This window comes from Stenotrophobium rhamnosiphilum (assembly GCF_003052265.1).
Taxonomy (GTDB): Bacteria; Pseudomonadota; Gammaproteobacteria; order Nevskiales; family Nevskiaceae; genus Stenotrophobium; species Stenotrophobium rhamnosiphilum.
The window spans coordinates 120,820-140,882 of sequence record NZ_QANS01000008.1 but is presented as its reverse complement, the minus strand read 5'-3'; the positions used below and the strand labels follow the sequence as shown (position 1 = coordinate 140,882).

Genomic DNA, 20,063 nt, shown 5'->3' with positions numbered 1-20,063 from the left:
CTGATCCCCATTCTTGTAAGTGCCGGCACTTGAGGCCGGCCAACTGGAATTGCCCTGATTCAGTAGGCATTCAATGGGTATAAGGCAGCGCAATAGATCCCCAATAGACACTAATCTATTAATTTTTATAAGCAAGACTTATGGCCATCGGTCTAGTGTCGAATAGCCATTGGTCTAATATCTATTTAACTAATAATCTGTTCGTATCTGTCATTGATGAAATAAAATATTTTCGTAAAAGGCTAGTGCTGAAAGAGATTTAGAGATGCTGCCGATGTGCAGCGAGAGTAATCAATCTTGAGCTCTGAAAATTTAGCTTTATACAGAAAATAGCGTTGGGGAATTCAGTCTAGAGAGTAAAGTTTTGCTGGAGACCTCTAGCGAAATTGTTATAGCTATCAGCTGTTCGATAACAATGAAATTGTTAGCGGACAGAAAAGCATGCATAACTCAAGATGGGGGTGAGTCATGAGTGACTTCCAGTTCCGCAAGGAGAAAGAGGGATTCGCGTGCAAGTTATGGCGTGGAGAACGCATGAGCCTCATTGGGTTTGATGTTGAAGATCCTGAACCCGATCTGGTTGGTTTTTCCATCGAGGTAAAAGCGCCTGACGCTAAAGATTTCGAGCCCCTGCTCAATCGACTCGCCTTCGAATATCCCAAAGGTGCAGGTAGTGAAGTCACAGGCGATCGCTTGTTCGACTCGCGACTGAACCCCTATCAAAAATTTCGGTGGGTGCACTTCCCGCCTGATCCCAAAGATGGCACGTATACCTACCGCGTTAGCAAGCGGCATATGAAAATCAACGGCAAGGTGATTGCCGGAACATCGCTCATCCTAGGCATCGAGCAGAGTGCTGTTACTTATAAAGGTTTGGTCGATGTTGGCTTTACTCGCAACTTTGCATCGTCGCAGGCATTTAGAGAGCAGTTCGGCGATGGCGAAGACATCATTCCGGCATTGTCGAAGGACGGACTGAAGTTCAATAAATCAAAATTGAAGAACGAGCGCGGGCAAAGTGTCTACGAATGGCTCGGGTTTGAAGCACGCGATCTACTATTCGATTTTCTGGACAAGACCTATCGGGACAAGACGCTCGTACTCGATGTGATGGCCTACGATCTCAATGAGCGCAGCATTGTTGAAGCGCTGGAGAAATTTGGCAGTCGCCTGCGGATCATTATTGACGATTCATCGAGCAGCGATGATACGCCGCACAATTCACCGGCTAGCGCTGAATCGGTGTCGGCTAAACGACTCAAGGCTAAGGGCGCGGAGATTGTGCGTACGCACTTCAGCGGTCTTCAACACAATAAGGTGTTCATCAGCCGCAATAAGAAAACCGGTGAACCGCAGAGAGTTTTGTGTGGCTCAACAAATTTCACCTATCGCGGCCTCTACATCCAGGCCAACAACATGTTGGTGTTTGACGCCCCATCAGTCGCCAAGCTCTTCGGCGATATGTTCGATATCTCGTTTCTAGATCCATCGAGCTTACGCAAAGACGACTTCACAAAGAAATGGCATGTTGGCCATGCCAAGAATCCCTTGGTCAAGATTTGCTTCTCACCGCATACAGATACCGATCTATCGCTGAATCCAATCGCCGCTGCGGTGGATCAGGCAACTTCATCGGTCTTTTATTCGGTGGCTTTCCTTGGTCAAACAACCAAGGGCGCAACGCGTGAAGCATTTGATCGACTGGCTCAGCGGCCGGTCTTTAGCTACGGCACTGTAGACGCAAAGCGAAACCTTGAGCTTCTCAAGCCCGATGGAACTCGCGGCGTTGTGGACTTCGCGTATCTAGCTAGTAAGTCCCCTGAGCCATTCAAATCCGAATGGTCGGGTGGGAAAGGGCGCAACATCCATCACAAGTTTGTTGTTACGGATTTTTCGCTGCCTTCGGCAAAGGTATTCACAGGCTCAAGTAATTTCTCACCAAGCGGAGAGTCCGGTAATGGTGATCATCTGATCATGATTGGCGACCAACGTATTGCCACGGCTTATGCGATTGAGGCAGTGCGTGTCTTTGATCACCTGCATTTTCGCAACAAGATGCGAGATGCGTTTGGTTCCAAAGGCGAGAAGCTCAAGGGCGCCAAGAAGCCTGCTGCAATGACGTTGCAAAAGCCAGCTGCAATTAGCGGTTCTGATCACAACTGGTTCGACCGCTTCTATCCGAAGAAAGGCGTCAAATCGCAGGCAAAACGAGATCGGCTGTTGTTCTCAACCTAACAAAGCTAACAATAGAGGAAAGTGTAATGCCTGGATTTATTATTAACCGCAACGCTCAGCCCAACGGTGACCATGAAGTTCACAATGTATCAACGGGGTGCTCCTTCATGCCGTCAGCAGAAAGCCAAATAAATCTTGGAGTTTACAGCGCATGTCATGAGGCAGTTTCAAATGCCAAGCAACAATGGCCGAGCCACAGAATCAATGGTTGTTACTACTGTTGCTACGCTTGTCACACTAGCTAGAGTGAATGGCCTTGATTCAAGTGAGTCGCGCTGCGGCGCGGCGTAATTCAGATGATGAGTACCCGTCTTGATGCTTCAGTAAAAAAACGGATGCGTAAAAATTAACGATAAGAAGGTTTTGCATGAAAATTATGTGCGGGACAAATGAATCGCCTATTTTTTCCTAATTGCTTTTTCAGTCCCGCACATAGAGCGAAGCAACGTTGACCAAGTTTTGGGGCTGGGAAAATTAAGAAAGAATCTGGAGAGCGCTAGATGATCACGTTCATGGGTCGTGCAATTGATCTTCTGCTACATGTTTTGCATAGCGGACATTTGCAATTGCTAAAGGCGATCACTCCGAACTGACCACACTCTGGCATCTGCATTCAAGATCGATTGATCATCAACAAAGAACACAATATCTTGATGCCTCAGTAAGATTCGGCTCACCCGTTGGTTCGCCATTCAGTGAGCACTCTGATCCATTCACGTTGAGAGACAGCAATGAACAGATCAACCGTGACTTCGATCGCCATCTTGTTTTCTTGTTGCGGGTTGTTCTGCTCCGCTTATGCCGCACCGCCAATCGAAGCCTATGGGCATCTGCCGTCAGTCGATCTGATGCGTCTATCGCCGTCGGGCGAGCGCTACACCTTTGTAGCGGTGCTCGGCGAAAGCCGCACGCTAGCGGTCGTCGGGACCGATGACAAAGCGATCTATGTGACGAAGGTTGGCGACACTAAGCTGCGTGACATTCAATGGGCCGATGAAAACCATGTTCTAGCCACCACCAGTTCAACGTATAAACAGCCACTGGACTTTGTCCGCGCCTACGAGCTCGCTACGGTGATCAACATTCGCCCTGATCATCATGCGTCCTCCGCGATCTTTGATAAGTCGCGCAGCGTTGCGCGCGCCGTATTCGGCTACTTCGGTGCAGCGCGGTCGGAGGGGAGCGTTTACGGTTACTTCGGCGGAATCACATTTAGCCGCAATAGCTTAACCGGCGATTATTTCTTCGAACGCGGCTACCGGGATCTCTATCGCGTAGATCTCGACTCCGGCAAACCCGGAATATTGGCCAAAGGTGGAGAACACGACCATCAATGGGTCGTGGCCGCTGACGGTAGCGTAGTCGCCCATTCCGAGTACTACGAGACAAGCGGTGAGTGGCGACTTTACGCTGGCAAGAACCGCGACAAACTGCTACTTAGCAGAATCTCTCCAACTGATGACATTGACCTCGTCGGTCAGGGGCGCTCGGTTGGAACCGTGCTGGTCGTGGACAACTCCGGGGTCGAGGATGTCGCGTTGGAAGTGTCGATCGCCGACGGCAAGCAGGAGCCGCTTTTCGACTCTTTCTCCACCAACAGATTTTTGTTTGATCCCATGTCCGGCCTGCTGATTGGCGCGATCACCGAGCAAGAGCCGGGCGCCCATTTCTTCGACGCCAAGCTACAGGCGCGTTACAACGGTGCGCGCAAGGCATTCCCGGCGTACCAAATACGACTAGAGTCCTATAGCAGCAACCTAGATCGGCTCATCGTGCTGACAGAGGGTGCGGACGATTCAGGTACTTACTGGATGGTCGATATCGCCACAGGTAAGGCGCGCGAGATCGGCCATCCGTATCCAGAAATTCGTCGCAAGGATGTCGGTCCAGTCCGAACTGTGAACTACTCTGCAGCCGATGGCACGCCGATTGAAGGCATCCTGACCTTACCGCCAGGACGCGTGCTGAAGAAGTTGCCGCTGGTGGTTATGCCGCATGGTGGTCCAATCGGTATCCGTGATCGGGTTGGTTTTGATTGGCAAGCGCAAGCCTTCGCGTCCGCCGGGTACGCTGTGTTGCAGCCCAACTATCGTGGATCATCAGGTTACGACCGGGCATTCAGGCAGGCAGGCTTCGGCCAGTGGGGTGGAAAGATGTTGAGTGACATCTCCGCTGGTATCGCACCGCTTGCCCTTCAGGGCATCATCGACCCTCGACGCGTGTGCATTGTCGGTGGCAGTTACGGAGGCTACGCCGCACTGGCGGGTGTCACGCTACAGAAAGGCATCTATCGCTGCGCCGTATCGGTGGCGGGTGTTTCCGACATGCCAGCAATGTTTCGCTACGACTCGCTTGATCGCGGGGTGCGTAGCAGCGCTATACGATATCTGCGTGCAGCCACCGGTGCCGACAAAGAAGGCGATGATGTGTTGCGCGTCATTTCGCCTGCAACCTTCGCGAAACAAGCGGACGCGCCGATACTTCTGATTCACGGCAAGGACGACACGGTCGTTCCCATCTCGCAAAGCCAAACAATGGCGTCTGCGTTGAAGAGTGCCAACAAACAGTTCGAATTCGTGGTGATGAAGGGGGAGGATCATCACCTTTCCCGTGAGGAGACTCGCATCACCATGCTCAAAGCAGCTGTGGATTTCGTGAAACGCTTCAATCCACCGGATTGATGTAACAGCAATGAACCTGCTCGCTGCATTAGCTGCATCGCTTGTTCTAATAGTACTTGGCCTTCGTTGTCTCAAAGACGTTAGTCGTGCCCGAAAAAGCGGTGTGGGCAACTTTATCCTTCAGTGGCCAAACAACTTCGAGCGCAGTCAGCAGCCAGCAGCATTTTGGTGGTGCATTTTCCTTTACACGGCTGTCGGGTACATCTCGTTTGTCATTGCAGCTTTCTTAATGGCACAACTATTCTTGTGAGCAAAGCTAACGTCAGTGAAAAAAAGTGATCCAATGCCAGCGCGCGTGCACCTTTGGGGCGCGGCTGTCTACATTGTTGCCTCTTTCGTTCTGGCATACGTTGGATTGAGCCACTTGGGAGCATCGACCACCAATGGACAAGTCGCAACGACAATCGGATTGGCAGTTATAGGGTTTTCTAAGGGCTTACACAGCATTTCGCGCTATGCAGAACTGAAGAAAATAGAGAACGAGAAAAGTCTTTACAGAGATCTATGAGTGGCACGGGCACTCTGAAATTGAACGTCCGCTTCTGGCACAAAACGGACTGCTGAAAGAGGTAGATGAAAACGACGACAATTTCCCCCTTGTCATGGGTAGAGCAGAGCGAGAGAGCCCGAAGCAGATATTTGCGATGAGTCAAAGGTCTCTGTAACACTCTGGCCCTCAAGCTAAACGCATAAATTTTGCCTCGGGGCCTGACGCAGATGAACCCAAAACTACTCCTCGTTGATTTCGAGAATGTTCAGCAAGTTGATTTAGCTCGACTCGACGACACCTTCGAGATCATCATTTTTGTCGGTGCTTCCCAGAAAAGCATCCCGATCGAACTCGTGACTACCGCACAAAAGCTGGGCAGCCGTATTGAATGGCAACGCGTAGATGCTCATGGCAGTAATGCTTTGGATTTCTTCATCGCTTGTCAACTTGGTCGTGCTCTCGAAAAATCACCTCATTTACAGTGCATCGTTTTATCGAAAGATAAAGGCTTTGATCCGCTGCTTCGGCATCTCATTAAGAGCGGACTTAAGTGTCGGCGGCTCAATAGTTTGCTTGAGCTTGACCCTAAGACGACTACGCAGCCTGAAGAGCCAAACTACAAGCGAGTGATTGAAGTGCTCAGTAAATCAGACAAGAAGTCTAGACCGCGTAAGCGGAAGACCTTGTCTCAGCACATCTCATCTATTTTTCAGAAGAAACTCCAGCAAGCTGAAGTTGATCGCATCATCGACATTCTGTTTGCAAACAAAATGATCTCAGAGACGAATGGTGCAATTACGTACGAATTCTAAGCTCTGTGGAATCGCCACAATTTTTGTGGGCATTCGGTGTCTAGAGCTTGAGAGATCTACTTATTTGAGAGGCAGCCGTGGTTTTTGTGATTCCTGTTCGACAGCGCCACGGCTTTTGGTGACCCTATCCGCTATTGATGCCCAGCCAAATTCGTTACAGACCCGACAGATGTAGTTGACTTCTGCATCGGTAAATTCCTTCCGATGGCCAGCGACCTCTTCATCCATGGCGAACGGTTGTAGCTCGTAGCTTATAGAGCGAGCGGCCAACGCGATTTTTCGCATGGCCCTAATGCCACCGACGTCAGGGTCGCCCCAGTGGAATACTTGAGCAGGCGCGGCCTCAGCAAGGACTCGCTTGTAGGCTTGCAACCAGCGAGGGGATGGCATACCGGCGGAATAGAGAATCAGACCATCGATAGGTCCACCCAGCCCTCTGGCAAGCTCCTGGAATAGAGTTAGATTCTCAACGGACAATATGTACCGACCAGTGAATCGAAACCCTTTAATAGTTTCCGGATCTGGGGCGCTATAAGGCGATTCGATTTCTCGTTGAGCGCCTGTAGGAATGTAGTAAAAATTTCCAGGTGCTGCAGCCATGAAGAATGGTTGAGGGAAACGCTGAAGGCCGAGCTCACTGTAAATTTCATCCGGCGACCGATTGGGACCGTCATCGGCTCTTGTAAGCAGATCTAATTCGACGAAAAGCTCTTCGATCTTTTTCGAGTCGTGAAATAACTGTGCACTCATGCGTCGTACGGCTATTAGCGCGCCATCAGTTTGTCCTTCCACTTCATCAATAACGCGCATGGCCTGTACAAACGCATCAACGTGTTCTGGCCCGCGTTCACGGGGCCTTTTACCGTTGGCCCATGCCTCAAGTAGTGCGGCTACTTGAGGTCGCTCGGCCCGAGGCTGGAACTTCTCTTTTGCGGTAGACAAGAGCGTCCACAGCGGTATGACGTCAAGGAAGCGAGCTAATGCTTCTTCGTTCTGAAGATCTATTCTGATGACATGACCGCGGTCGCCGCTACGATGATCCCACTGGATGCTGATGGCGCCAATTCGCTCGGCAGCAACCAGTTCGTTATGGAGATCCGTTAGTTCAGCCAGGGATCGGGGCTTTAGATACTCGGGGAATGAGGCTTCAGAAAATGGCAGCCCGCGTGCAACTGATCCGCGTGTCTTCGCGTTCTCAGCACTCTTCAAAAGCTTGCGTAGAGCTTTCTTCGCAAGCTCGGTGCTCATGTCGTTCGCTCAGCCAGTTTCTGGTCTAGCAAATCTGGATGCTCCTGCACCATGTCAGATCGCATCAGCTCCTTGGCTTTGGGTTTGATGTGCGTTGCTTCAAGGAAAATATGATCGCCGAATCGCTGCATCTCATAGATGCGGTCGGTCACTGGCATCAGCTTGCCGTAAGAGTCTTCCGGCGCTGTCATGATCAGCTGCAGGCCGAGGCTCTTGAGGTAACGGTGAGCCGATAACGTGTTACCCGGATCAACCTTATTGAAGGCTTCATCAATAAGAATGATCGCGGGGCCACCAGCATTGCGATCGAGCTGATAAGCGTGGGCGAGGGCGGAACCCGCAATCAGGTAAAACGGCACTTTATGTTCGCCCCCCGAACCCGTATGTACGCGATCCGAAAGCTTCGCACGTTTCACGCCGTTGGCCATCACCAGCACATCGAATGAGAACAGCATTCTGAAATCATCGAGCGGTGTCTGAACGCCTGTCTCCGGCGCCAGCAACATATCCATGATGGTTTTTGACATGACCTCGCTATCAAATAAGCCAGCGGCACCAGGTCTCGAGGCTGTCGTGATGTAGTGTATGAGCGCTTCGTACTGAGGACGTGGCTCGTACTGGAACTGATAACGCTCGTTGTGAGCGAATTCTGGCGATGTCGCCAGCAGGCCGTTCATCTCTTTCAACACGCGGCGCATATCATCGATTGCGCCCGCAATGGTGATGGCAACGCCGCTGCGGAAATTCTCTTCAGCGGCCAACTGGGCTTCAGCTGCTTCCTGTTCTCGCTCAGCGAGGGTAGTTCCTTTGAGGCGATCAAGGGCTTCGGCACCAAACTTCATGGCCAGGCGCCAGCTCTTGCGCTCATCAATAACAGGATGTTCGTAACGATCCACGAATGCCCGGAACAGTTCCATGACATCATCGGATTTTGAAACTGCTTGCCTCCGAGCGGTTGTAGCACGACGTTCGCATTCTTGAATCAGATCATTGATAGCGACGTTGGACTGGCTCTCTTCAAACTTGGTACGTAGCTCGTCTACGGCTTGAGCAGAGTAATCGGTATCCTTTTGTGCGTCAGACAGGCGGTCTTTGGCACGATCAAAAGACTGGCGAGCTTCATCCAGGGATTCGCGTTTGATCTTCAGTGATTCAGTTGCTCCACCAGTGGCAGTGAGCAGGCCATCTTTTTCAAGTTCTGCATCGCGCCTCAATTTAGTTGCTCGTAATTGCGCTTTGAATAGCGCCTCGTCTGAGCCGACATCGATGGAGTTGATCAGGTTCTCTTTTGTTTCTACGGCGACAAAATGATCGCCAAGCCGTTTGAAGTCTTCTTCCAGTTCTCTTACGACCGATTCAACATTCAGGATGGACGTCATGGTGTCGCGTTGTTTTACGCGACGTTCGCAAATGCGACGAGCCTCTTCAGCAATACGCCGTGCCTCATCAATCTGTCGTTCCAGAAAGCCACGATCAGATGGTTCATATTTTTTGCCAAACATCAGCTGTGCCGGTGACAGCATGCGGATGGTTTTGGTCGTGAAATTGGCTGACAGTCCGCCGTCCGCTGTGAGGGCGCGGCTGTTATTTCTCAAATCAGCGCTGCTATACGCCTTGCGCATCCTGCTAAGAATATTGCGAAGGAAGGAAACAGCGATAGGATCGCTTCCGCTGATCAAACTGCCAACAAAGTCAGGGTTCGTGTCCTTTCCGACAGCACTATCAAGCCGTGCCTCGTTAACGAGCGCAGCACCTGGCAGGCGCTCCGAGCCGGATAGTTTCAGGAGCATGTCTAGTGCGTTGATATGCTTATCTGCCGGGACGACAAGTGCCTCGCGATTGCTTAAAAGAAAGCTTTCGATGGCAGGCTGCCATGTCGTATCGGTGACTTTGACCAATGAGCAAACGGGCGTTGCGGTGATGCCCATGAACTCGAGTCGCTCAATGGCACGTGCAGTATCGTTTGAAAGTGCGACCCCATACTTGTCAGACTGACGACGGCTGGCTTCAAGACTTTTGAGGTCCTCGTCGGCACGATCGCGAGCGGTTTTGGCTCGATCTACAAGGCTCTCCAATGGCTGAGCCATCTGGCGTGCGGCGTGTAGTGCAGCCGTCAGCTTTTCCTTGGCGGGTGAGAGCCGCTTAGCAGTCAAATGATCGCGAGACTCCTTGATCAGCTTTGTAACTTCACGGCCACCCGCTGGATTCTTATTGAACTCCTGGTCGGCCAGCAGATCGCTGAGCGCCTGATCGATGTTGTTGATGATGCGTTCGATAGGGCGTGTGTAGTCTTGCAGCTGTCTCTGAAGCTGCTCAAGCGCCTCTTCAGCCTGCTGCTTTGCCTTGAGGGGCTCTGAAGCATGTACAGCGGCCAGAGCTGCTTTCTCATCGGCTTCTAATTGTTGGAGGCGTTCTTTAAGTTGAGTGAGTTGACGCTGGCCTTCTGTATCCTGACGTTCGAGATCCTCGACCTCTTCCTTCAGAAAGCCGTGCTTCTCAGCCCAGTGCTCGTACTGGAGGGTTGCCGCCAGCGCGGTATAACCCGTCGCGCGCTCTGAAACATTCTTCAGTGAGCGGAAATCGGATTCCAGCTTTTCGAGCTCGGCAATCTGGGCTTTTGTATCTTCAACAAGTTTTCGCAGTTCCTGAAAGCGCTGGATCTGAGCTGCCGCTGCTTGCCGATTGATTGGCTTCGCATCGATAAGGAACTCACGAACGAACTTGTCCACGCCATCATCAAGACTGCGCAGCGCAAGACTTTTCTTGAAGGCACTCATGTAAGCCTTGGCATCGATGCGCCGGACTGAACAGAGCGCTCCCAGCATTTCGCTGACAAAGGATTCTGGGGTGTCGTGGAATTGCGGTTTGACGCCAATCGCATCGCCGCGCTTTCTTAATTGGACGCGAAAATCTTCCCAGCGCAGGGGAGATTGCCCGCCATCAACGCCTTCCAGAAAGTCACCAATTTCGAGATCGCAGCCGCGCGCTACAAACATGCCCTTGGTTTCGTGTTTCGAATCCCCTCGAGCCGCGACCATGCTGATTCCGATAGAGGTGCAAACCTTACTCTTAGTGTCTTCGAATACCAGGCAGATGTAGCTCTGGGCGACTTCTCGCTTGAGATTCGAATCGGTCATCCCAAGGCAGTAATCCATGATGCGACGAGGCTTTGAGTTGGAGCCTTCCTTTTGCGCATTTAGGTGAACGTAGTGTCCATGCCCGCCCAGCATTGCGATCTGTACAGCATCGAGCAGAACCGTCTTGCCGGTGCCGTTCGGGCCAAGGAATGAAGTATCGCCATCAATCTCGAAGGACTCTGCTTCGTAGAGAAAGAACTGGACGAGATTGATGCGTTTAAGATTCTGCATTACTCGTCTCCATCCTCAGGCTCTTTGGGCTCATCGCTTTCAACACTCGGAGCGTATGCACCTTTGGATTGATAGTGAGCAGCCAGTCGACTGACCACGGCTTCGTTCACCAGGCGTGCGATGCCTGGCATGATCGCCACATCGTAGGGTTGATCACTGTTTGGATCGGCGGCAACAGTTCGTGCCATGCCCATTCGCTTGGTTTGTTCAATCAGGTTTTTAAGCGTGCTGCCTTCTGCTTCAAGCTCACGGCCAGTGAGGCGCTGATGTTCTTCTCGAATCTCTTCGATTGTGACGACAGCGCGGCCTGCATCTGTTTCGCCTCTTGAGCTGCGAATGTGGAAAAGGCTTCGCAGGGTTAGAACCAGCAGCGTTACATCAAGAGAAAGCTCCGTGCGGCGTTCAACGATAGGAACTGCAGCGACAAACTCTTCCGTGGCGACATGCTGGACGTCCAAGCCGAACATCAGGAAAAGCGCCTGATAAGCGCTCAGGTGTTCCGACACGATTCGATACGGAACTGTCTGCATGCGATCAGAAGCATAAAGAACCTGCTGTGCGATGAGGGCATAGGCAGCAGCTGAAAAATCTGCGGCTGCATACGGAGAGCCTGGCTTAGAAGCCAGCGCATCCCAGGATTGAATAGCCATTAGTGTTTACCCCATTCCACGGTGAATCGTGGCGATTTGAAATATTCGTTGTCTGTAAAGTCGCCTTTCACCAGGGTGATCTTCAGGCCCGGAATGCTGGCAGTGAAGGGATGGCCTTTGCGGTTATGTGTTGATGCGACGGCGCTGCGAACCAGTGCGCCGTATACAACCAGATCATTGACGGAGGTTAAGTGGAATTCATCCGAACTCAATTGAGATCGGTCCTTCATCTGGTTCGATAAGAATTCTTCAATTTGACGTTTGCTGACTTCGCGATTTCGCACCATGGTGCGGTGTAGTTCCCACAGTGCTCTTTCGGTCGGTGTCGGCTCTCGTTTCGAGATAACAGCGCGTGGGCGAGGGGGCGCGGGTACACGCGGCTGACGCAGGTCAGCTTCATTGAAGAGCCAGCCAGGCGCCCATGCGGTTGTTACCTTCTCTCCGGGAGCAACCGCCTGTGGAATCACCTGCGCAGCCTGCTCCAGAAGCTTTTCGAGACGGCCACGTGTACGCAGGTTGTAGCTGATGAAGGATGTGCCTTGCCGCACTGCGCGGGTGATGGAATGATCCAGACGATCCAGATGGGATTCGACTTCCTCAAAGCGGCGGAAGCGCTCGAAATCACGATCCATCGCTTCTTCAATGGAATGCTTGTCGGTATTGCGCATGAAGGACGCATAGCCTTCACGAAGCAATTCTCGCTTTTCCGGATCATCGCGAAGATCAGAGACGATTCGCAGAATATCGTCACGACCACGTAGAGGATGATTCTTCGTGCGCAGCTCGCGGTAGTCTGCAATGAAGATGCCCGTGACATAGTCCTGGAAGAAGCCTTTCACGAAGGCATGTGTCTCGGCTTCGTTGGCAAGACTGGCCATCAGGTCACGAACTTTGACTCGGGTGGTTTTTAGCTTCGAAATCACTCGACGAGCATCCAGCGCGGCTCGGCTGAATGCGCTGGCCTGAGCGACTGGATTTGCTTCGACCTGATTCATGGTGTTGTGAATCATGAGTACATCGGCGCCGATGTACTGCGGCCCTTCCTCCGCAAACTGCTTAAGATGTTCCAGGAAGGCTGAAACCGGCTCATTCATTTCGATGAAGTATCGAACGCCGGTGCGCTTCTCAATCAGCCAGCCCGTGCGAAGCAGCCGTGAAAGCAAGACACTTGCTTGCTGATACGTATTCTCTGCAGGATGATCATCATCGTCCGCTACCCATGCGGAGCTATTAAGAAGGAAGTTTTCGATTGCGACGACGATGTTGCGTCGCTTGAAGCCTTCATCAGGTGGGGGTGGGGCGTCAGGGCCGAAGTAATCATCGTGTAGCTTTAGCAACAGATCCCACGCGCGACGACGATTCGGCCCCACTAAGGGCCTGAGGAGATCGGGATCACCCGGGAAGCGGTCGAAGAAGGGCTTGGACAATGTTATCTGCTGTCTGTCTATTCATAGTAGCAACATGCAATTATCGAGGGTAGGGAGAAGGGCACCTCGCATTGCGGAGCAGTCGCTAGGCGCGCCAGATTAACCTTGGCATAGGTAAGCATTCTAGCTATTAGCCAATTGGCTAATAGCGTTTTCGCCCTAGTTAAGGGACAGTGCATGAGGCTCAGTCACAGCAGAACAAATCCAAAGGGAGGCCCTAGCGACCTCGCGTTTGGTTAGCTCAGATTGGCCGTCGCCCAGATTAAATTGTCACTACTAACAGAGACGCATATGCCATCAGCCCTTCCTTATGTTCCCAATTACGGGAAAATCAAAGTGCTCTTTGAGAAGATCGCATCGGCGAAGGTTCCTGATTCATTTACGCAGGCGTATCTTGCAGAGACACTTGGTCTGAAGAGTGGCGGCGATCGACCGCTCATACCGCTTCTGAAAGCACTTGGTCTGGTAGATCAATCCGGGAAACCAACTGCTGACTACGCGTTGCTTAAGAACTCGCAGCGCGCTGGACAGACTCTGGCTCTCGGGATCGGGCGTGCATTTGCCCCTTTATTTGCGGCAAATGAGAGTGCTCATAAAGCTACAGGTGATGAACTGAAAGGGCTCATCGCGCAGGTGGCGGGTTCTGATGAGGAGGTGACTCGTCGGACCGCAGGAACATTTCGTACGTTGGTTGAAGTCGCTGGCGTCAACAGTTTTGATGATGCGAAGCCAGAACATAAAGATCACGAGGAAATAGTTGGCGACAAGTCCGGGGAGCGAGAAAAGATCGACTCTCAGAAGAACGACAAGAGATCTGGAATTCGACCAGAGTTTCACTACAACATCCAAGTTCATCTCCCATCAAATGCGACGGAAGAGACTTATCTCAATATCTTTAATGCGCTTCGTAAATCATTGTCGTGAGTTTAGACGATTCCAAGTTGGCACTTTTCCTTTTGCTTGGTCAGGGTGCCGAAAGGCATTTATCGCATCGCGCTGATCTTGTGCCAGCGCAGCAACTTCTTGTCTCGGACACTTTCGACCTTTCAGAGGTTGTTCCCGATACGGTTCACGGTGCAATCCAAGCGGCAGAGGCGTTCAAGCTTTTCTTTGTCTTCGAAAGATATCTGAAGGACATTATTATTGATGTACTGTCTCAAGACCCTGCTGTTCCATGGTGGGACAAGCTTCCGTCCGATGTACGGACGGAAGTTGAATCCTTGGAAGTTGCGGAAGACACAAAAAGCTGGATGGCGCTCGGTACACGTGACAAATCGGCACTAATGACTTACCCGCAATTACTGCGCGTAATTGACGTTTGCTGGAAGCCCCATTTTGTTGATGTCATTCGTGACAAAAGCCTGATTCAGCAGGCAAGAGTATTAACGCACTTGCGGAATGCCGTTGCGCATATGACTCCGATTCCAGACGAAGAGCTCGGCCGCATAAGGCAGGTGATGCGCGACTGGTTTCGGATGGTTGCACCATAACGACAACCTGCAGTTATCGTGGGTGGGGCGGGCTGCTATTAGTCCATAGCGACCGGTCAGGGTCTGCGATTTACTTTTTTGAGAGACGACATGCCAGCGTATCACTCAGTTGAGTAATTGCGTATGTGGTTCAATTCGGTAAATCGAGAGTTCTTTCGTCTGTAAGCGCTGTACTAGTTGCATTAGCCGAAAGCCCTGAACGTTCGTTATTGGTACAAAGAAGACAGTTAGTGGTGGCCTGATTGTCGCTGTGCAACATCGAAAGATCCTGGAGAGACTGGCCTTCCATCGCAACAAGAGCGTCCATGTGTGCAGGCGAAATACTCGCCTTCACTGAGAGCTCACATGCGCTGCTACCTTTTCACCGACCATCGCGTTACTGTTTGTGCTGATGCCCCAAATGAGATTCCCCCTGAATCTGTCCTGATTGGACGATCGAGTGAACTCGACCCTAAGCGATTTCCCGTCGTACGTTTACTAGCGATCCATAACGCTCTGCTGGGCGTTAATCCAATCAAGCGATTTGCCGATCGTAAGATCGCTATCAAAACTGTCTGGGCCCAACTAGGGCAATTGTCACTGGGCGAGGCGAAGGCTGAATCCAAGCAAGCCCTGATTATCCGTCTGCTGCGTCAACCGACTGGTTGCGATATTCCTGCACTTGTCGAAGCCACCGGATGGCAATCCCATTCGATCCGAGGCTTGATCTCAGGGACTCTACGTAAGCGACAGGGTCTGAAAGTTGATCTCACGATGAAGGATGGCTGTGCGATTTACCGGATTGCATCATGAAGGGCGCGGCTAGTATCGAACGTCAGCTGATCAATCTGCCAAAGCTAGATCGCTTAGCGCTAGAGCATCAGTATCAGCGCCTGCACGGCAAGGACGCAGCGAAAGATGGTGGCGATGAATTTCTTCGAGTATCGATTGGCTATCGATTGCAGCAGCAACTTACTGCTCGCTTGCGATCCCGGATGTATCAGGCGCTCACTGCTGCTGAAGCCATCACATCACTGGTGATTGAAAGTAGTCGCAACACGATTCTTCTCGGTCAGTGGAAGGGCGCTATTCATGAGGTGACCGTTTTAGAAGATGGCGCCGCATATCGCGGCGAATTCTATAGCTCACTACAGAAAGCGGTAGAGGCTATTACGGGTGGGAAGAGTTCTGTATCGGAATTCTTCAATCAGGGAATCAAGGAGTCCGGCCATGGGCATTAATGTGGCGGAGTTCAAGCGCGATCCTGAAAAGCTCAATGCAAAACTCAATAGCCTGATCCATATGAGTCGTGCAGATCTGGTGAATGAGTTCAGCAGGGCCTATGGCCGATCCCCACCGCTTCGTCTCTCCAACTTCATCCTGGCACTGGCCACGGCCTATCGCATGCAGGAACAGGTTTATGGAGGACTCAAGCCTGATATCCGAAAGATGCTTCTCAATGGCAAGGCCGTCGCTCCTCTTCGCAAGGCATCACCCGGAACGCTTCTTATCCGGGAGTGGAGAGGGCAACAGCATAACGTCACGGTTCACGAAGATCGTGTCGAGTATCAGGGCAAGGCCTATCGCTCTTTAACGGAAGTCACATTCCAGATCACAGGTCAGAAGCGCTCAGGCCCTCTGTTCTTTGGGTTAAAGAGTAAAGCGCAATGACGGATGAGCGTTCTGTAAAACGCTGTGCCGTCTATACCCGTAAATCCACAGATGAAGGCCTCGATATGGACTTCAATTCTCTGCAAGCCCAAAGAGAATCCTGTGAGGCCTTTATTAAGAGCCAGCGCGGAGAAGGATGGACGCTAATCCCCACGGCTTATGACGATGGTGGCATCTCTGGTGGAACGATGCAGCGACCAGCGCTGCAAAGACTTCTGGCGGATATTGAATCCAAAGCTGTCGATGTCGTTGTGGTCTATAAGGTGGATCGCTTAACCCGATCGCTCCACGACTTCTCAAAGATGGTCGAAGTCTTTGATAGACAGGGCGTGTCATTTGTAGCTGTGACGCAGCAGTTCAACACTACCTCATCCATGGGGCGTCTAACCCTGAACGTGCTTCTGTCATTTGCTCAGTTTGAGCGAGAGGTCACAGGAGAGCGCATCAGAGACAAAGTCGCAGCCTCCAAGAAGAAGGGCATGTGGATGGGCGGAGGATTGCCGCGAGGATACAAGGTAGAAGATCGAAAGCTCATTGTTGTTCCTGAAGATGCTGAAGTCGTCAGAACCATCTTCAATGACTACCTGCAGTGTTCCAGTGTCAGAGAGTTGGCAATCGCCCTCCAGAAGAAAGGCATCACCTCAAGGCCACACGGCAAGCCGTCAAACGATCCAGTCAGTCGTGGAGCGCTGCATACCATTCTCAGAAATCCGATCTACATCGGAGTTATTCCTCACAAGAAAGAGCGATACCAGGGACAGCACGATGCGATCATTGACAAGGCGATTTGGAAGGCTGCTCAAGAGAAGCTAGAAATTAGTCGGAAGTGCAGAGGTAAGCCGCGCAGGAAGACTGAAGACAGCCCACTCATGGGAAAGATCTTTGATGAATCGAATCGCATGCTCACGCCGATTCACTCAAGCAAGAAAGGGCGCAGGTATCGCTACTACGTCACGCATGAAGATGATCGTGATAATGATCAATCCAATGAACGATCGATGCAGCCCTGGAGGCTGCCGGCCTTGGAAATAGAAAGACGAGTCGATGAAATCGTTTTGGCCGCAATCAGTGATCAAGCCGCGATAGGCGCCGCAGCAATTAAATCAGGTTTAGATGCGCACGGAATTAGAGATCTACGGAATCAAATCGAACTTGCTGGAATGAGAGATCGACTGGAATGGATCGAGCATGTGCAGATCAATATAAACCGCATTAAGGTCAGTATTAATCTTCCGACTAAGGCGCCACTGAAAATCGAGAAGGCAGTGGAAATAGCGATGAAGCGGCGCGGCGTCGAAAGAAGAATCGTAATGGAAGGATCGACGATAGCGCGGGCTCAAACTGATCCACAGATCTTTAAGGCACTCAGCTTGAGTATGAGGTTCTGGGATCAGATGTTTTCGGAGAAACCGATGACTGCGGCTGAGTTTTCCAAGACAGAAGATGTGGATAACAGCAATGTCGGCCGAGCTATGCCACTCGCATTCCTGGCGCCTGATATCGTCGCCGATCTCTTGGCGGGCAAGCAGACAGCCGACACAACAGCGAAGAAGATTCTAAGGATTGAAAATCTGCCTTTGAGTTGGCTAGATCAGCGTGAGATATTGGCGCTGAACTTCGGCCGTAGGGACTTGGAGATATTACTTTGAATTTTGATGACATTGTGAAGATTGCCGGGGTGATGTTGACAGCCCTCGGCGGAGCCGTAGCAATTTTATTTGGTTTCTCAAGTTGGCTCGGCAAGGTGTGGGCTGATCGGTTGCTGCATCAGGAGAAGGCAAAGCATGATTCCGCTCTCGAAGGCTTACGCAATAATTTTCTTTTGGACGCCGAACGATTCAGAACGGCACTCAAGAAGTCGGAATTTATTTTTCAAAAGGAATATGAGGCGGCTTCAGCCCTGGTCGCGCTCATCAGAGCGATTCAGCCGCGCTACTCACATCCAGATATGGATTGGCATGAGGCATGTGACGATATAGCGCTCGAGTTCGGGCCTATAGAAAAGAAGCTGGAGAATTTTTTGGCGACGCATGGGGCAGCGCTATCTGAGAAGGCGAGGGATCTTTTAGCTCGCACCATAGGCCGGGCTGCGGAAGGTAAGTTTGACGCTGTCGGTCCTGACCAAGTATCGCAGGAGGCAAATGCTCAAGCGGAACATTTGTTCGAAGAATTGCAAGAGCTTGAGAAAATGCTCGTCGCCCGAGTCCATGAGCAAGCGAGTACATAGGCACTGTGTCAAGCTGGCAGCGCGTTAAGCTTGGGTTTAATAGCTGCCATGCTGGATGTCGACGCAATTTTCTTTTTGAGTCTATCGCGCTGGCCCTGCGTCAAAGTCGAGATGATTCAGTCATTTCATAAGTGATAAATTTCACATAAATACGCCTTATGCATATCGCAAAATTAATAATCAAAAACTTCAAATGTTTCCACGGAAATTTTGTGTTGGAGTTCAATAAAGGCGTTAACGTCGTAGTCGGCGATAACGATTCTGGAAAGTCGACTATCCTGGAGGCGATTAACCTAGCTCTCTCAGGCGTTTTTCACGGACGCTTCTTGCGAAACGATCTTTCTGAGCACGTATTCAACCGTAATGTTGTAGAGACATATATTGCTGATCCGACGAGCGGCCCACCAGAGCTTCTTATCGAAATTTATTTCGGTGGGGACGGCATCGCAGAATATAAAGGCAACGGGAATTCTCTGCGAGATCAGGACGCGGCCGGTATCAAATTCTCGGCTCGCTTTGATGAGCAGTATCGTGGTGTATACAGCGAGTTTGTTAAGAGTGGCGTGACGGGCCTCCCGATTGAATACTACGAAATCGTGGTTGAGTCATTTGCACGAAAGCCGCTGACGATACGAGGAATTTCGTTGTCGGCGGCGTTCATCGATTCCGCAGGTGCGCGCAATCAGAATGGATCTGACGCTTATGTGTCACGCATTGTTCGCGACTTTCTAGATGATAAGGAGCGCGTAGCCCTTGCTAAAGTTCATCGCGAGATGGCTGACGACTTTCGACGGAACGATGAGGTTGGTGAAGTCAATAAAAAAATAAACAAAGCAAACGATCTGCTTGCTGGAAGAGAAATTTCTCTGGCTATTGATCTGGCAGCGCGTAGTGCATGGGAATCAAATCTCATTACTTGTATTGATCAGATCCCATTTCATTTTATTGGGAAAGGCGAACAGTCGCTGGCTAAGATTGCTATTGCTCTATCGCACAAGAAAGCGCAGAACGCGAATGTCCTACTCGTGGAGGAGCCAGAAAATCACTTGTCTCATTCACGTTTAAATCAGCTCATCGATATGATGTCTTCCACGAACGTCGACAAGCAGATCATTATGACGACGCATAGTAGCTTTGTCGCGAATAAAGCGAACCTTTCGAATCTAATAATGCTTCACAATGGAAGGACAGCTCGATTGAGTGAGCTCGATCCCGATACTGCCTCGTTTTTTCAGAAACTTGCTGGATACGACACTCTGCGACTTTTGCTATGTAAGAGCGCAATACTAGTTGAGGGGGATTCCGATGAGCTCATTGTTCAGAAAGCGTACCAAAATAAACACGGGAAATTGCCGATAGCGGTTGGTGTTGACGTGATATCCGTTGGAACAAGCTTTCTTCGATTCTTGGCAATTGCTGAGAAGCTGAAGAAAACCGTTGTCGTAGTTACGGACAACGATGGCGATGTCGCGGCACTAAAGAAAAAGTATGAGAACTATCTGGGTGCGAATGAAAAGAAACATATCCGCATTTGCTTCGAAGAAACAGTGGATGATCGCCGAGAGCTTGATGGTGAGGGTTTTAATTTCAATACGCTTGAGCCGAGAATGCTCTCCGTAAATGGATGCGTTTTGATGGGGGAAATTCTCGGAACAAAATTCAACGAGGAAGCGAAGCTCTTGAAGTATATGCGCGCAAACAAAACGGATTGCGCTTTAAAGATTTTCAATTCTCTTTTGGCCGCCAATTTCCCTGCGTACATCACTTCCGCAATCGATCAGTAAA

General features: G+C 50.9%; 15 protein-coding genes. 11 read left to right on the top strand and 4 right to left on the bottom strand.

The features are described 5' to 3' along the window. The first annotated feature begins 534 nt into the window (after positions 1–534). The 3 genes from CJD38_RS17530 to CJD38_RS17505 all read left to right on the top strand — a co-directional run bounded on the left by CJD38_RS17530 (position 535) and on the right by CJD38_RS17505 (position 6,218). A complete protein-coding gene (locus CJD38_RS17530) occupies positions 535–2,235 on the top strand; it encodes a phospholipase D-like domain-containing protein (RefSeq protein ID WP_206363064.1) in 1,701 nt (566 codons plus the stop codon). A gap of 731 nt (positions 2,236–2,966) precedes the next feature. Beyond that, complete coding sequence (locus CJD38_RS17520; RefSeq protein WP_107941675.1) at positions 2,967–4,916, top strand: alpha/beta hydrolase family protein; 1,950 nt, start codon at positions 2,967–2,969, stop codon at positions 4,914–4,916. 717 nt (positions 4,917–5,633) lie between these two features. Next, positions 5,634–6,218: a PIN domain-containing protein gene (locus CJD38_RS17505; protein ID WP_107941672.1), complete on the top strand. Its 585-nt coding sequence runs from the start codon at positions 5,634–5,636 to the stop codon at positions 6,216–6,218. A 60-nt stretch (positions 6,219–6,278) separates the two neighbouring features. On the opposite strand, the gene CJD38_RS17500 is transcribed toward CJD38_RS17505, so the two are convergent. Genes CJD38_RS17500 through CJD38_RS17485 form a run of 4 tightly spaced genes read right to left on the bottom strand, consistent with a single transcriptional unit; the run spans position 6,279 to position 12,911 of the window. Next, entirely contained in the window at positions 6,279–7,466 is a 1,188-nt protein-coding gene (locus CJD38_RS17500; RefSeq protein WP_107941671.1) for a Wadjet anti-phage system protein JetD domain-containing protein, read from the bottom strand. Beyond that, positions 7,463–10,834 carry an SbcC/MukB-like Walker B domain-containing protein gene (locus CJD38_RS17495; RefSeq protein ID WP_107941670.1) on the bottom strand — a complete coding sequence of 1,124 codons (3,372 nt, stop codon included), beginning with the start codon at positions 10,832–10,834 and terminating at the stop codon, positions 7,463–7,465. Before CJD38_RS17495 ends, CJD38_RS17500 begins: the two co-directional genes overlap by 4 nt. Then, the gene (locus tag CJD38_RS17490) at positions 10,834–11,484 is read right to left on the bottom strand and encodes a DUF4194 domain-containing protein (RefSeq protein WP_107941669.1); all 651 of its coding nucleotides are present in this window, start codon (positions 11,482–11,484) and stop codon (positions 10,834–10,836) included. The genes CJD38_RS17495 and CJD38_RS17490 overlap by 1 nt, the downstream gene beginning before the upstream one ends. Then, the gene (locus tag CJD38_RS17485) at positions 11,484–12,911 is read right to left on the bottom strand and encodes a Wadjet anti-phage system protein JetA family protein (protein WP_146166015.1); all 1,428 of its coding nucleotides are present in this window, start codon (positions 12,909–12,911) and stop codon (positions 11,484–11,486) included. The genes CJD38_RS17490 and CJD38_RS17485 overlap by 1 nt, the downstream gene beginning before the upstream one ends. A 291-nt stretch (positions 12,912–13,202) precedes the next feature. On the opposite strand from CJD38_RS17485, the gene CJD38_RS17480 reads away from it, so the two are divergent. The 8 genes from CJD38_RS17480 to CJD38_RS17445 all read left to right on the top strand — a co-directional run bounded on the left by CJD38_RS17480 (position 13,203) and on the right by CJD38_RS17445 (position 20,062). Further along, on the top strand, positions 13,203–13,835 hold the full coding sequence (locus CJD38_RS17480; protein WP_146166014.1) for a DUF5343 domain-containing protein: 633 nt from the start codon (positions 13,203–13,205) through the stop codon (positions 13,833–13,835). Then, a complete protein-coding gene (locus tag CJD38_RS17475; RefSeq protein WP_107941666.1) occupies positions 13,832–14,401 on the top strand; it encodes a Swt1 family HEPN domain-containing protein in 570 nt (189 codons plus the stop codon). The genes CJD38_RS17480 and CJD38_RS17475 overlap by 4 nt, the downstream gene beginning before the upstream one ends. Before the next feature lie 345 nt (positions 14,402–14,746). Beyond that, positions 14,747–15,193, top strand: coding sequence for a DUF3489 domain-containing protein (locus tag CJD38_RS17470; protein WP_107941665.1), 447 nt, complete (start codon positions 14,747–14,749; stop codon positions 15,191–15,193). Then, positions 15,190–15,621, top strand: coding sequence for a DUF2924 domain-containing protein (locus CJD38_RS17465; RefSeq protein ID WP_107941664.1), 432 nt, complete (start codon positions 15,190–15,192; stop codon positions 15,619–15,621). Before CJD38_RS17470 ends, CJD38_RS17465 begins: the two co-directional genes overlap by 4 nt. Then, positions 15,611–16,051: a DUF2924 domain-containing protein gene (locus CJD38_RS17460; RefSeq protein ID WP_107941663.1), complete on the top strand. Its 441-nt coding sequence runs from the start codon at positions 15,611–15,613 to the stop codon at positions 16,049–16,051. Before CJD38_RS17465 ends, CJD38_RS17460 begins: the two co-directional genes overlap by 11 nt. After that, positions 16,048–17,700 (top strand): recombinase family protein, encoded by a 1,653-nt coding sequence (locus CJD38_RS17455; RefSeq protein WP_107941662.1) that lies wholly within the window; start codon positions 16,048–16,050, stop codon positions 17,698–17,700. The genes CJD38_RS17460 and CJD38_RS17455 overlap by 4 nt, the downstream gene beginning before the upstream one ends. Next, positions 17,697–18,278, top strand: a complete 582-nt coding sequence (locus CJD38_RS17450) for a hypothetical protein (protein ID WP_107941661.1) — start codon at positions 17,697–17,699, stop codon at positions 18,276–18,278. Before CJD38_RS17455 ends, CJD38_RS17450 begins: the two co-directional genes overlap by 4 nt. A 158-nt stretch (positions 18,279–18,436) precedes the next feature. Further along, complete coding sequence (locus CJD38_RS17445; RefSeq protein ID WP_107941660.1) at positions 18,437–20,062, top strand: ATP-dependent nuclease; 1,626 nt, start codon at positions 18,437–18,439, stop codon at positions 20,060–20,062. Position 20,063: the final 1 nt, after the last annotated feature.

What these genes read in the sequence shown, in the direction of transcription:
- CJD38_RS17530 (WP_206363064.1), top strand. Translation starts at nt 535, where the DNA reads ATGAGCCTCATTGGGTTTGATGTTGAAGATCCTGAACCCGATCTGGTT.
- CJD38_RS17520 (WP_107941675.1), top strand. Translation starts at nt 2,967, where the DNA reads ATGAACAGATCAACCGTGACTTCGATCGCCATCTTGTTTTCTTGTTGC.
- CJD38_RS17505 (WP_107941672.1), top strand. Translation starts at nt 5,634, where the DNA reads ATGAACCCAAAACTACTCCTCGTTGATTTCGAGAATGTTCAGCAAGTT.
- CJD38_RS17500 (WP_107941671.1), bottom strand. Translation starts at nt 7,466, where the DNA reads ATGAGCACCGAGCTTGCGAAGAAAGCTCTACGCAAGCTTTTGAAGAGT.
- CJD38_RS17495 (WP_107941670.1), bottom strand. Translation starts at nt 10,834, where the DNA reads ATGCAGAATCTTAAACGCATCAATCTCGTCCAGTTCTTTCTCTACGAA.
- CJD38_RS17490 (WP_107941669.1), bottom strand. Translation starts at nt 11,484, where the DNA reads ATGGCTATTCAATCCTGGGATGCGCTGGCTTCTAAGCCAGGCTCTCCG.
- CJD38_RS17480 (WP_146166014.1), top strand. Translation starts at nt 13,203, where the DNA reads ATGCCATCAGCCCTTCCTTATGTTCCCAATTACGGGAAAATCAAAGTG.
- CJD38_RS17470 (WP_107941665.1), top strand. Translation starts at nt 14,747, where the DNA reads ATGCGCTGCTACCTTTTCACCGACCATCGCGTTACTGTTTGTGCTGAT.
- CJD38_RS17465 (WP_107941664.1), top strand. Translation starts at nt 15,190, where the DNA reads ATGAAGGGCGCGGCTAGTATCGAACGTCAGCTGATCAATCTGCCAAAG.
- CJD38_RS17460 (WP_107941663.1), top strand. Translation starts at nt 15,611, where the DNA reads ATGGGCATTAATGTGGCGGAGTTCAAGCGCGATCCTGAAAAGCTCAAT.
- CJD38_RS17455 (WP_107941662.1), top strand. Translation starts at nt 16,048, where the DNA reads ATGACGGATGAGCGTTCTGTAAAACGCTGTGCCGTCTATACCCGTAAA.
- CJD38_RS17445 (WP_107941660.1), top strand. Translation starts at nt 18,437, where the DNA reads ATGCATATCGCAAAATTAATAATCAAAAACTTCAAATGTTTCCACGGA.